Consider the following 13,599-nt stretch of genomic DNA (forward strand, 5'->3'; position numbering starts at 1 on the left):
GGCTCGAAAGCCACGACACCAGCAACGCGTTCCGATGCCCATCACTGCGCCACTCTCCTCCAAGCTTGCCCTGATCTCGGCCCAAGGATTCGCGTTCCGCGAAAGCCGCCAGCCGGACTACCGCGTCGAATGGCATACGCACGATTGCGCCATGCTGCTGTGGCCGCGCCTGGGCAGGCTCAAGAGTGCGTGGATGGCGCCAGGCCATGATTCCGATCGCGCCCCAGGCCTCGCAAACTCCCGCGCCGCAAGGCTGGTCCGGGGCTCGGCCGTCTTGCTTCCCGTTTGTGCCGCGCACCTCACCGTCTCGGACTCGGGCCGGCAACAACACGGGGAGCTGTACCTGCCGCCCGACAGCCTGCGCGAGTGCCGGCACTTCGGGGCCCTCCGTCTGGACGGCGCCACCATCGCCATGCTGGATGCCCTGCTGGCGCCGACCCTCACCACGGCCAGCGCCGCGCTATTGGTGCGCGCGATCGTTGCGCAAGTGCTATCGAGCCGGCCGCTGGCCTTGCCGCCAGCGCCCGTCTCCATCGGGAGCAGGATGGTGCAGTGCTACATGCGCGCATTGGAATACGAGGCCGCGCTCCCCGCCGTGGAAGCGGTGGCTTGCGAGCTCGGCGTCACAACGCGCCAGCTTCAACGCGCCGCGCAAGAGGAATTCGGCGCCAGTCCCGTCAGCATCCGGCGCAGGCTGCTGGCAGCGCACGCCAGGGCATTGCTGAGCGAGGGGCATTCACTGGCCCGGGTCAGCGAGCGGCTTGGATTCGCTACCAGCGGGCACCTCTCCAGGCTATTGCGGACGGCCGGCGAGCAAACCCGTGAGCCAACCGTCCGACAACGCGCTTAGCCGGCCAGCGCCCACGCATCAATCTCGATTTCGATCCAGGCATGGCTCGGCAGGCTCGCCACGCCAACCGCGCTGCGGGCAGGCAGCAACTGGCCGGGAAACGCCACGCACAGCACGGCCGAGGCCGCGTCCAGCACCGCGGGATGGTGCGCGAAATCCGCCGATGCACGAATGAAGCCGCGCAAGCGCATCACTTGTGCCACCCGGTCCAGCTGGCCGCCGCAAGCATCCCGCAGCGCCGCCAGCGCATTCAGCATGGCCACTTCGGCGGCAAGGCGCGCGCCGGCCACGTCGTACTCGCCGTGGCAAATGCCCGCGATGGCTATCCCATCTTGCCGGCAGGTCTGGCCGCTGATGGCAATCCATCGCCCAGCCTGCCCGGACACCATGCAGGAAGGGGCATACATGCCGCGCGGCACGGGCGCGCTCGGCAATGCAAAGCCGGCGGCTGCCAGCCGGGCCTCCGGAGATGCATGGCTCACGGCGCCTCCCATTCCACGTTGCCGCTTAACCAGCAACCATCGCTCCCCCCTTCCGGCGAATACCGAGGGCTCACCTGGATCTCGGACGGGCAGCCCATGGCTTCGCCTTGCACGACGGTGACCGCTTGCGAGCCAGCACCGTCGTTGGCAAACGCGCCCGACGCAATCAGATGCCCCCAGAGCGCGGACGCGGCGATGCCCGTCGCCGCGTCCTCCGGGTAGCCAGAGGATTTGGGGAACTGCCGGGCATGCACAACGTGCGGCACCGTCGCATCCATCGCAAACGGATAGAGCCCCGTGGAACCGATCGACTCGCACAGCGCTGCCATCGCGTCGAAATCCGGCTGCAACCGGTTGAGCGCCGCCACGTCCGGCAGTGCCACCAGGGTCTTGACCCGGCTGGTGGATGCGTTGGTCATGGCGTAGTACGCGGCGTCGGCCGGCAAACGAAGCACGTCGGCCACGCGCTGGCGCTCCGGCTCCGACAGCGCACGGCTATTGACGGGCGGCTGCGAGATCCAGGCGCGCTGGTGCGCTTCATCCCACCGCGCGATGACCGGGCCGCTCAAGGTCTCCACCCGTGCCGTGGGGCGGGTCCAGCGTTTCCATTGGCGCAGCGCCCAGAGCGTGCCGACGGTGGCGTGCCCGCACATTTCCATCTCGTGCTGCGGGACAAAGAAGCGCAGGCGCCAGTCGAAACGGCTATCGCTCGGCGGCAGGATAAAGGCGGATTCATGTCCATGGCTGAGCGCCACTTGCTGCATGGCAGCGTCGGACATGCCGCGCGCATCGGCGACAAGGGGAACCGGGTTGCCGCCACGGGCCGCGTTCGCACCGCGCACAAACACGCGCATGACCGTGACCGCGCCGGGCGTAGTGGGCATGCTGATCGAGGCGGGCTTATTCAACGGTGGCCCCCACGGATCTGGCAATGGCGCCCCAGTACGGAATGTCCTTGTTCACCGTTGCCTGCATCTCGGCCGGCGTGCCCGGGTGAGCGGTAACGCCCTTGGTGGCCAGGTCGCGGGCCACGTCGCGTTGCGAGAGCACCTTGTTCAGCGCCGCATTGAAGCGGCTGACGATGGCCGGCGGCGTGCCCTTGGGAAAGGCCACGCCATACCAGAGCTGCTGCTCGAAATTGGCGATGCCCTGCCTGGCGAAGGTCGGCACGTCCGCCAGCAGCGGCGTAGGCGCGGTCGTGGCGATGGCCGTGATCTTCTGCGCTTTCACGTAAGGCGCCAGGCCGACCGGGTTATCGAACATCAACTGGACCTGCCCGCCCATCAGGTCGGTATAGGCCGGCGCCGCGCCGCGATACGGCACGTGGATCATGGGCACGTTCGCCAGCTTGCTGAACTGCTCCCCCATCAGGTGGGAGACCGTGCCCACGCCGACCGAGCCGAACGTGGGCTGCCCGCCTGCCGCCTTCAGCTTCTCCACCAGCCCCTTGACGTCCTTGGCCTGCAAGGACCGGTTGACTGCCAGCACATAGGGCGACGTGCCGATGAAACCCGCGTAGGCGAAGTCGCTGGCCGGGTCATACGCCAGCTTCGGGTACACGCTGACGCTGACCGCATGCGTGATGGTGGTGACGACCCCGGCGGTGTAGCCATCCGGCGTGGCCCGCGCGACAAAGGTCGAGCCGATGGTGCCGCCGGCCCCGCTACGGTTGTCGATGACGACCGGCTGCCCGAGTTCCTTTTGCAGCAGCGGCTGGATCGACCGGATGACAAGGTCGGTGCCCCCGGCCGCCGGGAACGGGACGACCAGCGTGATGGGCCGGGCAGGCCAGCCCTGCGCAAAGGCCGTCCCGAAGCTCAGGGCGGCAAGGATGGCGGCCAAAGCCCCGCGGGCTCCGTAAAACAGAAAAGGTCGATGGAAAGGTCGGTAAGGCAGTCGTGGCGCAGATGACATGGCGTTCTCCCTGGATGGAAGCAACGAGTCTATTGAGGCGCCCTGGGCGGGCCAAACCCGGATGCGACAAGCGGCAAGCCCAAATGCGACACGCGCGCCGCGCGACCCCGCGCGTTCTACGACCTGGTGGTCGAGACGGCCATCGTCCGGCCGGGCCCGGTGCAAAGCGGCATGGTGCATCCTTACTGCGCCGCCGGCAGGGACTCGAGCCGGCCACTTATTCCAGCATCGCCATGGAGAAAGCGCTATCGCGCACGCTCGGCGTGCTGATCTTCCAGGAACAGGTCATGCAGGTGGCTATGAACGCGTTCCCCGCCCTCGCCTCAACCCGCCGAGCTGGCGGGAAGCACTGAAACGCGCACGCTGGTAATGCCCAGCGGCTCGCGCCCGGCCGCATCCGCCACAACCGTCCACGCCTTCAGCGTCTCGGCGGCCGACTGCAACAGCGCTGCGCCCGAAGCGGACGCCTGATCCAGCCCCAGCAGCACCTCGAACGAGGCGCTGCGCTCGCCCGCCGCCTGCAGCCGTGCATCCAGGTCGCCCAGCAAGGCGTACACGGCATTGGCCAGCTGCTGCACAAAACCGCGCTGGAGGCCAAGTGACTGGTACTGCGGGCGAATCCACGACTCGACCAGCGTAACGAAGATCACGCCGGTTTCGTCGGCGTTGATCTCGAACGCGCAGTACCCGACCGGATCCAGGTCCCGCGCGAGGATCAGGCGGTAGAACAGGACCTGGCCGCAAACCTCATCGGTGTCCATGTCCATCTCGAACGCCTGGCCCGGCTCCCAGTCCTCGCTGGCGAGGATTTCGCCAATGTCCGGTTCGTCGCCCGCCGGCGAAGGCGCGACGAGGTGCGCGTCGAGCTGGGCGCGCAGCGCGGCGAGCACCTCGTCGCGCCCCGGCGCTTCCGGCGGCTCGGTGTAGATGGCGAACCGCTCTGCGTCGCCCGCCTCGGCAAAGGCGGTGCCCATCAAGGGCGCGAGTTGCAAAGGCAGCGGTTCCTGCAAGGCGTGGCGGAGGGTGTGGGTGTTGGTGGACGCGGTCATGGGCCTGAGAGTGCTTGAGAGTGCTTGAGGGTGCTTGAGAGTAAACGGCGTGCCGGCGACGAAGGCGCAAGCACAAAAAAGGCAGTGCCGAGTTTGCCACAGATATGGCGCGGCGAAGCTGCCGGATGGGCCATCCCGCGAGATCCGTTGCGCATCCCTGTCAACGATCCCGCACTCCGAGGCGCCGCATGAGCAAGAAGCGAGTCGGCAGCGGCTGTGCCACAATCCCCCCGCCGGACGCAGACACTCCCCCACCAGATACCGGCCGGCCCACAGAAAAAGGAAGCCCATGTCCTCCCGCCGTCAATTCCTGAAGACAACGCCGCTGGCGGTTGTCGCCAGCCTCGCCGCCGCTTCGATGTCGCGTGGCGCTTACGCTGCCGCGCCCACGCTCGACGAGAACGATCCGCAAGCGGTCAAGCTGGGCTACAAGGCGGATACCCGCAAGGTGGACCAGGCGAAGTATCCCAAGCATGCAGCCAGCCAGACCTGCGCCAATTGCCAGCTATTCCAGGAAGGCGCCAATGCGGCAACGGGTGGCTGCGTGCTCTTTGGCGACAAGCAGGTGGCTGCAGCCGGATGGTGCAGTTCGTGGGAACAGGGTTAACAGCAGTGTTGACAGCTGGGGGTCGCAGGCTGAGCGCTCAGTTTTCCTGAGCGTTCCGGGGCGATGCCGGTGCCGTGCCTTGCGCCGGCGCTGCGCTGCGCTGCCTGTCTTGCGCATCCCACAAACGCCCGCGCGTGCGCGGATCGACGGGCAGCCGCTGCTGCATGGCTGCCTTGGCCAACATATGGGCGCTGATCGGCGCGGTGAGAAACAGGAATGCGGTAATCAGCAACTCATGCAGGCTCAGGCCGTCGCCCTGGTTGCTGAAGAACACTACCGACGCCACCACCACGCCGCCAACGCCAAGCGTGGTCGACTTGGTCGGGCCGTGCAGGCGCATGAAGAAGTCAGGCAGCCGGAACAGCCCGATGGCGCCGACCAGGGTAAAGACGCTGCCGATCAGCAGCAGCGCACAGGTGGCGAGTTCCGCGACGGGGCTCATCAGATCCATTGGGTCTCCCGGTGCCGGTTACTTGAGTTCGATAATGTCGCCGCGCTGCAGGTACTTGGTCAGCGCGACGGTGCCGATAAAGCCCATCACCGCGATCAGCAGCGCAATCTCGAAGAACAGCGCCGAGCGCAGCCAGATGCCGAACACCACGATCAGCGCGATCGCATTGATATTGAGCGTATCGAGCGCCACGATGCGGTCGGGCAGGCCCGGGCCGCGCACCAGCCGGATAAATGTCAGCAGGCAGGCAACCCCCAGGATCCCCAGCGAGATCGGTATTACGATGGCAAGCATTCAAATATCTCCCTTAACGGCGTCTCGTAGCGCGTCTTGATCAGCGCGATCAGCTTGGTTTCATCGTCAAGATCCAGCACATGCACCAGCAGGCGGCGGCGGTCGTCGCTGAGCTCGGCGCACAAGGTGCCCGGGCTGAGCGACACGATGCTGATCAGCGCGGACAGCGCCAGCTCGTGCTCGACATCGATCGGCACCTGGATAAAGGTCGGGCGCAGCCGGGATACCGGCCCCAGCACCAGAATGGCCACCTGCACATTGGCCACCACGATGTCGATGAGCACGTGCACGAACAAGCGCAGCATCAGGTCGGGACGGGACAGCCGCACCGGCCGCAGCCAGAGCCTTGACCCAATCGGCAGCGAGATGGCCCAGCCGAGGAAGGCACCCAGCGCCCAGTTGCCTGGCGACGCGCTATTGGTCAGCGGCAGCCAGATCGCCAGCAGTGCCAGGCTGAGCCACGGATGCGGGAACCAGCGTTTCCACATGGCGTCAGCCTCCCCCGGGTGGCAGCACCGCGCGCAGGTATGCGCCACGGTCGAACAACTGGGCGGTGGTGTCCGCAAGATACTGGCTCAGCGGACGGGCGCACACCACCAGCGCCACGCTGCAGGCCAGCAGGAACGCGCAGCAGCCCAGCTTCCAGCCGTCGGGCGCAATGCGCTGGTAGGCGCCATGGCGCTCGGGATCGTGATCCTGAGGCAGGCGCCACAACAGGCGCGTGCCCGTGCGGCTGACCGCGATCAGCAGCGCCAGGCTGGACAACAGGATGCAAGGCCACAGCACGGCCGCCGCCGGCAGCGAGGCACTGCGCATGACCATGACCTTGCCGATGAAGCCGGATAACGGCGGCAGGCCGATCGCCGCCACCGCCGCGACCAGGAACAGCAAGCCGGCCAGCCGCGAGCCACGGACCACCGCCACCGGCTCGCGCGCCGAGGAGGGAAGCGGCGCCGGCTCCAGCGCGTCCGCCAGCAGGAACAGCGCCGCCGTGCACAGCGTGGTGCTGAGCAGGTAATACAGCGCGCCGGCCCAGCTTTGCGTGGTCTGCATCGACACGCTGGCCGCCAGCAGCCCTACCGATGCCAGCACGAGGTAGCAGGTCAGCGATTTCAGGTTCGGGGCGGCCAGCGCGCCAAGGGCGCCGAACGCCATGGTGGCAAGGGCCAGCCACCACACCCAGTCATGCAGGAACGCGCCCAGCATGCCATCCGGCGCATCGAAGACCAGCGCGGCGCAGCGCAGGATGGCGTAGATGCCCACCTTGGTCATGATGGCGAACAGCGCCGCGGCAGATCCCGTGGCGCTGGCATAGGCCTTGGGCAGCCAGAAGACCATGGGAAACAGCGCGGCCTTGAGCGCAAACACCAGCATCAGCATGACGCCCGCCGCCGTGGCCAGCGGCACATCGGACGGGGCCAGCCCGGCCAGGCGCACGCCCATATGCGCCATGTTGAGCGTGCCGCTCAGCCCGTACAGCACACCGATCGCGATCAGGAAGAAAGCGGATCCGGCCAGGTTCAGCACGACGTAATGCAGCCCGGCGCCGATGCGCGCGCGCCCGCCGCCATGCAAGAGCAAGGCATAGGAGGCGATCAGCAGGATCTCGAAGAAGACGAAGAGGTTGAACAGGTCGCCGGCCAGGAAGGCGCCGTTGAGCCCCATCAGCTGGAACTGGAACAGCGCATGGAAATGCCGCCCGAGGCGCGCGTCGCCCCGGCCCGCCGCCACCACGGCGGCCACGCCCAGCACCGCGGTCAGCAACAGCATCATGGCGCCCAGCCGGTCGAGCTGGAGCACGATGCCAAACGGCGCTGGCCAGTTCCCGATGTGATCGACCGTGATGGCGCCCGTGGCTGCCGCGCTGACCATGCACGCCGCGACCGGCAACAGCAGCAGCGTGACCACCGTGCTGAGCACGCGCTGGGCCCGGGACCAGCGCGCCGGCGCGGCCACCAGCAGGCCGCCGGCAAACATCGGCAGCAGGATGGGCAGGAGGATCGACAAATGGAGGCAGTGGGTCATCGGCCGGTCGCCCTGTCGGTGCTGGGGGTGCCGGCTGCCGGCGGCGCGCCCTGCGCCGAGCCCGCTTCCTTGCCGTCCACATGATCGCTGCCCGTGATGCCGAGCGAGCGAAGGGCCAGCACGACCGCGAAAGCTGTCATGGCAAAGCCGATGACGATGGCTGTCAGCACGAGGCCCTGCGGCAGCGGATCCGCATACTGCGCCCCCATGGCGATGACCGGCGGGCGGCCGGTGGAAAGCCGGCCCATCCCCAGCAGGAACAGGCTCACGGCGTACGAGATCAGCGCCAGCCCCACCACCACGGAAAACGTGCGCGCACGCAGCAGCAGGTAGATGCCGCAGGCCATCAGGATGCCGACCGTGCCGGCGTAGACGGCTTCCATCAGCCCCCCTCCTTCACATTGACGCGCTTGTCGCGCACGCCGAGGTGCGACACGATCAGCAAGGTCGTGCCCACCACCGTGAAATAAACGCCAAGGTCAAAAATCATGGCGCTCGCCAGTTCGATTTCTCCCAGCACCGGTATGTGGAAATGGCCGAAGGCCGTGGTCAGGAACGGGAAGCCGAACGCCCAGCTGCCCAGGCCCGTCAGCCCCGCCACCAGGATGCCGCCACCGGCCAGCGCGCGATAGTTCAGCGCGATGCGCGCCTCGGTCCACAGCACGCCGCTGGCCACGTACTGCAGCAGCAAGGCCACCGCCGTGATCAGCGCGGCGATAAAGCCGCCGCCCGGCAGGTTGTGCCCGCGCAGCAGCACGAAGACCGCGACCAGCATGGTCAGCGGCAGCATCAGGCGGGCCAGGATGGCGAGCAGCAAGGGATGGCTCTGGCTCGACCACGGCAGCCCGTTGGGCCCCGCTGGCGGCGCCGTCAGGCGCATGCCCTTGAGCAAGGCCTGCACCGCCAGGCCGGCGATCAGCAGCACGCAGATCTCGCCCATCGTATCGAAGCCCCGGAAGTCCACCAGGATCACGTTCACCACATTGTGGCCACCGCCGCCATCCACGCTGTTGGCCAGGAAGAACGAAGAGATGGAGTCGTAGGGCCGCGTCATCACGGCGTAGGCCAGGATGGCCAGCAACGTACCGCCGCCCAGCGCCAGGCAACCATCGCGGACATGCCGGGCCACCGAGGACGAATCCGGCCGGTGAAAGGGCAGGAAGTACAAGGCCAGCACCAGCAGGAGGATCGTGACGACCTCGACCGAGACCTGCGTCAGCGCCAGGTCTGGCGCCGAGAATCGCGTGAACAGCAGCGCCACCAGCAAGCCGCTCACGCTCAGCAGGACCAGCGCGTTGAGCCGTTGCCGGTGGGCGATCACCACGCCGATCGCCGACAGGCCCAGCAAACCCATGCCCGCCACGGTCATGAGGTCGAGCGGGCTCGCCGGCACCGGGCCGGCCAGCGTGTCCAGGTCGGACAGGAAGGCGGCCGGAATCAGCAGCATGGCGGCCAGCATCCACGCCAGGTAGCCTTGCAGCGAACCATTCTCGAATGCGCCGGTGATGCGCCCGGCCATGCGCGCCAGGCTGTCGATGCCGGCCTCGAACGCATCGCGCGCGTTCAGGTGGGCAAAGCGCGCGTGCGTCCGATGAAAGGCGTTGCGCCGCAAGAAGAACAGCACGCCGCCGCAGCCCATCGAGACCAGGCTCATCAGCAGGGGCAGATTGAAGCCATGCCACAGGCTGAGGCTGTACTCCGGTAGCGGCCCGCCCAGCGTAACCAAGGCGGCAGTCGCCAGCAGCGGCCCCACCGTATACGCCGGGAACAGCCCCACCACGAGGCAGATGGCAACCAGCACCTCCACCGGGATCTTCATGGAGCGCGGCGGCTCATGCGGCGGATAGTTCGGCAGGTCGTCCGGCTTGCCACCGAAGAACACGCCGTAGATAAAGCGCAGCGAGTACGCCACCGTCAGCGCCCCGGCGAAGGTCGCCGCCGCCGGGATGATCCAGTTGAAATCGCCCAGCAGGCCCTGCGCGAGCGTCTCGCCAAAGAACATCTCCTTGCTCAGGAAGCCGTTGAACAGCGGCACGCCCGCCATCGAGAGCGACGCCACGATGGCCAGCAACGCGGTGTGCGGCATATAGCGGCGCAGGCCCCGCAGCCGTTGCAGGTCGCGCGTGCCGGTTTCATGATCGATGATGCCCGCCGCCATGAAAAGCGACGCCTTGAACACCGCATGGTTGATGATGTGGAACAGCGCGGCCACCGTGCTCAGCTGCGTGTCCAGGCCGAACAGCAGCGTGATCAGGCCAAGATGGCTGATGGTGGAATACGCCAGCAGGCCTTTGAGGTCGCGCTGCAGCAAGGCCATGCCCGCGCCAGCCACCAGAGTGGCAAGGCCGGTGAGGCTCACCATGTAGAACCACCAGTTGGTGCCGTCCAGCACGGGATACAGCCGCGCCAGCAGGAAGACGCCGGCCTTGACCATCGTGGCGGAATGCAGATAGGCGGACACCGGCGTGGGCGCCGCCATCGCATGCGGCAGCCAGAAACTGAAGGGAAACTGCGCGGACTTGGTAAACGCCGCCAGCAGGATCAGGCTCAGCATCACCGGATACAGCGGGTGGCGCTGCACGATGCCGGCCTGGGCCAGCACCACGGAGAGTTCCATGCTGCCGCAGATATGCCCGAGCAACAGCACGCCGGCCAGCAAGGCCAGCCCGCCCCCGCCGGTCACTGTCAGCGCCATGCGCGCGCCCTTGCGCGCGTCCGAGCGATAGGACCAAAAGCCGATCAGCAGGAACGACACAATGCTGGTCATCTCCCAGAACACCGCCAGCAGCAGCAGGTTGCTCGACAGCACCACGCCCAGCATGGCCGCCATGAACAGCAGCAGCAGGGAAAAGAAACGTACGGTGGATTCGCTGCGCGGCAGGTAATAGCGCGCATAGAGGATGACCAGCAAGCCGATGCCCAGCACCAGCAGCGCAAACACGTAGGCCAGGCCGTCAAGCCGCAGGCTAAGGCTTAGCCCGATGTCCTCGAGCCAGGGCTGGCGCCAGGCGATGGTGCGGCCGTCGAACACCTCGCCGCGCACGCTGAGCAGCAAGCCAAGGCCGATCAGCGGCGTGCCCACCACGATGGGCGCGGCCAGGAAGCGCGCGTGACGCCGCACCGGCAACAACAGCATCGCCGCCAGCAAGGGAAGCGCGATCAACCAGGCCATCACCATCGGCGGGCTCCGCAGGCGCGCCACGTGCTGCCGGCGACGGGGGCGTCAATGAGGTTCAAGGGGTTTTCGAGGGCGTTCAATGTGTCGGCGTCCTGGGAAGCTCCGTGGCGTTCATGGGGATGCGTGGCTGTCGTGGCCAGCGTGGCCTTCCGTCTCCATCTCTGTCTCTGTCTCCGGCCGGTTGACGACAAGCACCGGCACCTCCGATTTTGCAAGCAAGGCCGTGGCGACGGAGCCGAGCATGGCGTTGGCCAGCGCGCCGCGGCGCTTGGCCCCGACCACGATGGCATCGGCGTCACGCTCCGTTGCCAAGCGCATGATCTCACGTGCCGGGTCGCCGGTGAGCCAATGGCGATGGATTTCATGGGCCACCGGCGCAAGCACCGTGCTTGCCGCATCGAACGCACGAGCAGCCGCCGCGGTGTTTTCCAACGCAAGTTCCGCGCCCGGCCTCACCTGCCGGCCCGTCGCGCCCAGCGACGGGCAGACATGGACCAGGTGCACCACCAACGGCGGCGCGCCAGGCACGCCCGGGCGGCCTGGTTTCGCCGCGGCCGCCGTAGCATATTTTGCGCCACAACCACGCGCCTCCGGCTTGGCCCGCCATCCCGGATAAAGAATTCAGATCCGTCTCAAAAGAATGGAAAGCAGTTCCGCCAGTGGAAGGTGCCGATGCTGCCGGCTGTGAGCTGACACCGGGGGCGGACCTTGCCCGCTAGCCCAGGGCCGTAAACAACAGCCCCGCAAGGCCGAGCCCGACCGCCGCCAGCGCATCCCCCGCGATCAGCCCGCCACCCACCAGCGATGTCGTGCTCATGTCTTCGGGCAACGCATCCGGCGCGTTCTCCTGCCGGCGCAAGCTATTGAGCACGCTGGCCACGACGCCGCCCAGCGCAAACCACGCCGAGGTGGGCAGGTTGACGAACCCGCCAAAGGACGAGGCATAGGGCGATGGCAGCACGACCGTATCCAGCAGGAAATCGGCAATGCCGCCGACCCTTCCCGCCTGCACAAAGCGCTGGTAGCGCGGCCACGACTTGACCAGCAGGCGCAGCGCCGCGGTGGCCAGCCCAAGGCCGATGCCCAGCGCTACCGCCGTGCGCTGGTGCGGCAGGTCGGCGGTCAAGCCGCGCAATGCGCCGACGATCTTGTAGGTCATGGCCGAAGCCCAGTGATGGGGCTGCTCGCTGGCCGAGAGCACGGTCTGGTCGACCGCCAGCTCCGGATACGCTCGCATGAACAGCCTGGCGAACAACACCGCCAGCACCGCGCCGGCAACGATGCCCGCCACCTGGAAGCGGAACTGCGCAGTGCGGTTCGTGCCGAGCCGCCAGCCGGTGGAGCGGTCTTGCTGCATGTCGCACGCCTCGCTGGTCGACACCAGCAGCACCGTCGCCGCGATCAGCCCGACATTCGGGTCGCGCAAACCCAGCGCGGCCATCAGGATCACGGACAGCACGAAGGCGGAAGAAATCGGGTTCTGGTCGACCATCCCCACCGAGATGCCGTTGACCATGGCGAACACGAACACCAGCAGCACCGCCAGTACCATGTAGCCCGCGGGCTGATGCAGCAGGCCCACACCCACCGCCACCACAGCCAGCCCCCAGAACAGCACCCATGCCACCACCCGCCACAGGCTGCCGCCGCTAGCCACCGCCGAGGGCCCCGGTCGCATCCTTCCTGGCAACTGCCGCCCATGCCGGTACACCTTGAGCAGGATCAGCGAGATATCGATCAGCGCGGCGCCCATGATCATGCCGAGCGCAATCAGGAACGTGATCTTGCGAAACGGGTCTCCCGGCGCCAGCCAGCCGATGGAGACAAAGAAGGGAATCAGCGCCCAGCCCGCCAGCCCGGCAACAAGCGCCGCCACGCCGATGCGGGCCCCGACGATCATGCCCGCGCCAAAGGTGGACGCGGACAGATCGATGGCGGCAAGCCGCTCCACACGGGCCGCGCCGATGCCGCTGACGATGCCCAGCACCGTACCGCCGGCCAGGCGCGACACCGATTGCCTGAGCAGCACCGGATCCGTCAGGGCGCGCAGGATATTGGCCACCGCCAGCCCGGAGGGAAACGTGAGTTGCAGCCGATCGACCAGGATCGGCGTGTACAGCATGCCTACGCCCACGCCGAACATGCCCACGCAAAGCATGTACAGCATCAACTGCCATATCGGCGGCTCGGGCAGGCCCATCCAGGTCATCGCCTGGATCACCACGGCCATGCCGCTCATGCCGGCCACCGACGCGGCAATGGTCTGGATATAGTTCGCGCCATGGCGGCCGTCCGCGCCATAGCCATAGGTCACCGTGGAGCCCAGGATGCCCGCCAGCACCTGCCCGCCCACGAAGAAGCCGAGCGAGAAGTTCATGTACGCCGCGGCGATCCCGCCCAGCGGGCCAAGGATGAAGACGCCGATGGCACCGAGCAGCGCATAGTATTTCCACCCGCCCTGCTCAGGCAGCCATGCCCAGCGCCGGCTGGTGCCCGTTGCGGCATCGAGCCTGTCGGCGGGTGCCGCCGAGGTAGCGTCTTGCGGTGGCCTGCCGACTGCCGTCATTGGCTTCCCCATGCGCGCTGGCCGCATCAGTGGCGGCTGGATCGAAGGAAAACGAAAAAAGGCCCACGCGGCGAAGACAACGCTGCTGGCGCTGCGCAGATGCTACCGCAAGCAGCGGGCTGCGAGCATGGCATGCGTGCGCAAGGGCACGCTAAGGCGCGAAGGAGATAAGGCGCAGAGGGG

14 protein-coding genes and 1 pseudogene are annotated in these 13,599 nt (G+C 67.4%); 3 read left to right on the forward strand and 12 right to left on the reverse strand.

The window, feature by feature from the left end; translation table 11 throughout:
• The first annotated feature begins 34 nt into the window (after positions 1–34).
• The gene (locus ACGLHR_RS04225) at positions 35–850 is read left to right on the forward strand and encodes a helix-turn-helix domain-containing protein (RefSeq protein WP_400092133.1); all 816 of its coding nucleotides are present in this window, start codon (positions 35–37) and stop codon (positions 848–850) included.
• Here the strand turns inward: ACGLHR_RS04225 and ACGLHR_RS04230 are convergent.
• Genes ACGLHR_RS04230 through ACGLHR_RS04240 form a run of 3 tightly spaced genes read right to left on the reverse strand, consistent with a single transcriptional unit; the run spans position 847 to position 3,246 of the window.
• The gene (locus ACGLHR_RS04230) at positions 847–1,332 is read right to left on the reverse strand and encodes a RidA family protein (protein ID WP_400092134.1); all 486 of its coding nucleotides are present in this window, start codon (positions 1,330–1,332) and stop codon (positions 847–849) included. The genes ACGLHR_RS04225 and ACGLHR_RS04230 overlap by 4 nt on opposite strands.
• Entirely contained in the window at positions 1,329–2,216 is an 888-nt protein-coding gene (locus ACGLHR_RS04235) for a PhzF family phenazine biosynthesis protein (protein ID WP_400092136.1), read from the reverse strand. The genes ACGLHR_RS04230 and ACGLHR_RS04235 overlap by 4 nt, the downstream gene beginning before the upstream one ends.
• Positions 2,217–2,232: 16 nt before the next feature.
• Positions 2,233–3,246 (reverse strand): Bug family tripartite tricarboxylate transporter substrate binding protein, encoded by a 1,014-nt coding sequence (locus tag ACGLHR_RS04240; protein ID WP_400092137.1) that lies wholly within the window; start codon positions 3,244–3,246, stop codon positions 2,233–2,235.
• A gap of 102 nt (positions 3,247–3,348) precedes the next feature.
• On the opposite strand from ACGLHR_RS04240, the pseudogene ACGLHR_RS04245 reads away from it, so the two are divergent.
• A pseudogene (locus tag ACGLHR_RS04245) lies at positions 3,349–3,590 on the forward strand (hypothetical protein); the annotation flags it as partial.
• Here ACGLHR_RS04245 and ACGLHR_RS04250 read toward each other — a convergent pair.
• The gene (locus ACGLHR_RS04250; RefSeq protein WP_400092139.1) at positions 3,570–4,295 is read right to left on the reverse strand and encodes a hypothetical protein; all 726 of its coding nucleotides are present in this window, start codon (positions 4,293–4,295) and stop codon (positions 3,570–3,572) included. The pseudogene ACGLHR_RS04245 and the gene ACGLHR_RS04250 overlap by 21 nt on opposite strands.
• 289 nt (positions 4,296–4,584) lie before the next feature.
• On the opposite strand from ACGLHR_RS04250, the gene ACGLHR_RS04255 reads away from it, so the two are divergent.
• Positions 4,585–4,902 (forward strand): high-potential iron-sulfur protein, encoded by a 318-nt coding sequence (locus tag ACGLHR_RS04255; protein ID WP_400092140.1) that lies wholly within the window; start codon positions 4,585–4,587, stop codon positions 4,900–4,902.
• Positions 4,903–4,939: 37 nt separating this feature from the next.
• Here the strand turns inward: ACGLHR_RS04255 and ACGLHR_RS04260 are convergent, their stop codons facing one another.
• The 8 genes from ACGLHR_RS04260 to ACGLHR_RS04295 form a co-directional block, all read right to left on the reverse strand.
• Positions 4,940–5,347 (reverse strand): Na+/H+ antiporter subunit G, encoded by a 408-nt coding sequence (locus ACGLHR_RS04260; RefSeq protein ID WP_400092200.1) that lies wholly within the window; start codon positions 5,345–5,347, stop codon positions 4,940–4,942.
• Between the two features lie 24 nt (positions 5,348–5,371).
• Entirely contained in the window at positions 5,372–5,647 is a 276-nt protein-coding gene (locus ACGLHR_RS04265; RefSeq protein WP_400092142.1) for a K+/H+ antiporter subunit F, read from the reverse strand.
• Positions 5,632–6,135, reverse strand: coding sequence for a Na+/H+ antiporter subunit E (locus tag ACGLHR_RS04270; RefSeq protein ID WP_400092144.1), 504 nt, complete (start codon positions 6,133–6,135; stop codon positions 5,632–5,634). The genes ACGLHR_RS04265 and ACGLHR_RS04270 overlap by 16 nt, the downstream gene beginning before the upstream one ends.
• 4 nt (positions 6,136–6,139) lie before the next feature.
• Entirely contained in the window at positions 6,140–7,672 is a 1,533-nt protein-coding gene (locus tag ACGLHR_RS04275) for a monovalent cation/H+ antiporter subunit D (protein WP_400092145.1), read from the reverse strand.
• A complete protein-coding gene (locus tag ACGLHR_RS04280) occupies positions 7,669–8,055 on the reverse strand; it encodes a Na+/H+ antiporter subunit C (RefSeq protein ID WP_400092147.1) in 387 nt (128 codons plus the stop codon). The genes ACGLHR_RS04275 and ACGLHR_RS04280 overlap by 4 nt, the downstream gene beginning before the upstream one ends.
• Positions 8,055–10,850 carry a monovalent cation/H+ antiporter subunit A gene (locus ACGLHR_RS04285; protein WP_400092149.1) on the reverse strand — a complete coding sequence of 932 codons (2,796 nt, stop codon included), beginning with the start codon at positions 10,848–10,850 and terminating at the stop codon, positions 8,055–8,057. The genes ACGLHR_RS04280 and ACGLHR_RS04285 overlap by 1 nt, the downstream gene beginning before the upstream one ends.
• Positions 10,851–10,961: 111 nt before the next feature.
• A complete protein-coding gene (locus tag ACGLHR_RS04290; RefSeq protein WP_400092151.1) occupies positions 10,962–11,378 on the reverse strand; it encodes a universal stress protein in 417 nt (138 codons plus the stop codon).
• A gap of 187 nt (positions 11,379–11,565) precedes the next feature.
• Positions 11,566–13,416 carry an OPT/YSL family transporter gene (locus ACGLHR_RS04295; RefSeq protein ID WP_400092152.1) on the reverse strand — a complete coding sequence of 617 codons (1,851 nt, stop codon included), beginning with the start codon at positions 13,414–13,416 and terminating at the stop codon, positions 11,566–11,568.
• Positions 13,417–13,599: the final 183 nt, after the last annotated feature.

The sequence above is a fragment of the Cupriavidus sp. CuC1 genome (assembly GCF_044627735.1).
In the GTDB taxonomy this organism is placed as follows: Bacteria; Pseudomonadota; Gammaproteobacteria; order Burkholderiales; family Burkholderiaceae; genus Cupriavidus; species Cupriavidus ulmosensis.

Bases quoted from the DNA above. Each gene is read 5' to 3' on its own strand.
- ACGLHR_RS04285 (WP_400092149.1), bottom strand. From the start codon at position 10,850: ATGGTGATGGCCTGGTTGATCGCGCTTCCCTTGCTGGCGGCGATGCTG.
- ACGLHR_RS04270 (WP_400092144.1), bottom strand. From the start codon at position 6,135: ATGTGGAAACGCTGGTTCCCGCATCCGTGGCTCAGCCTGGCACTGCTG.
- ACGLHR_RS04275 (WP_400092145.1), bottom strand. From the start codon at position 7,672: ATGACCCACTGCCTCCATTTGTCGATCCTCCTGCCCATCCTGCTGCCG.
- ACGLHR_RS04295 (WP_400092152.1), bottom strand. From the start codon at position 13,416: ATGACGGCAGTCGGCAGGCCACCGCAAGACGCTACCTCGGCGGCACCC.
- ACGLHR_RS04250 (WP_400092139.1), bottom strand. From the start codon at position 4,295: ATGACCGCGTCCACCAACACCCACACCCTCCGCCACGCCTTGCAGGAA.
- ACGLHR_RS04265 (WP_400092142.1), bottom strand. From the start codon at position 5,647: ATGCTTGCCATCGTAATACCGATCTCGCTGGGGATCCTGGGGGTTGCC.
- ACGLHR_RS04255 (WP_400092140.1), top strand. From the start codon at position 4,585: ATGTCCTCCCGCCGTCAATTCCTGAAGACAACGCCGCTGGCGGTTGTC.
- ACGLHR_RS04235 (WP_400092136.1), bottom strand. From the start codon at position 2,216: ATGCCCACTACGCCCGGCGCGGTCACGGTCATGCGCGTGTTTGTGCGC.
- ACGLHR_RS04240 (WP_400092137.1), bottom strand. From the start codon at position 3,246: ATGTCATCTGCGCCACGACTGCCTTACCGACCTTTCCATCGACCTTTT.
- ACGLHR_RS04225 (WP_400092133.1), top strand. From the start codon at position 35: ATGCCCATCACTGCGCCACTCTCCTCCAAGCTTGCCCTGATCTCGGCC.
- ACGLHR_RS04280 (WP_400092147.1), bottom strand. From the start codon at position 8,055: ATGGAAGCCGTCTACGCCGGCACGGTCGGCATCCTGATGGCCTGCGGC.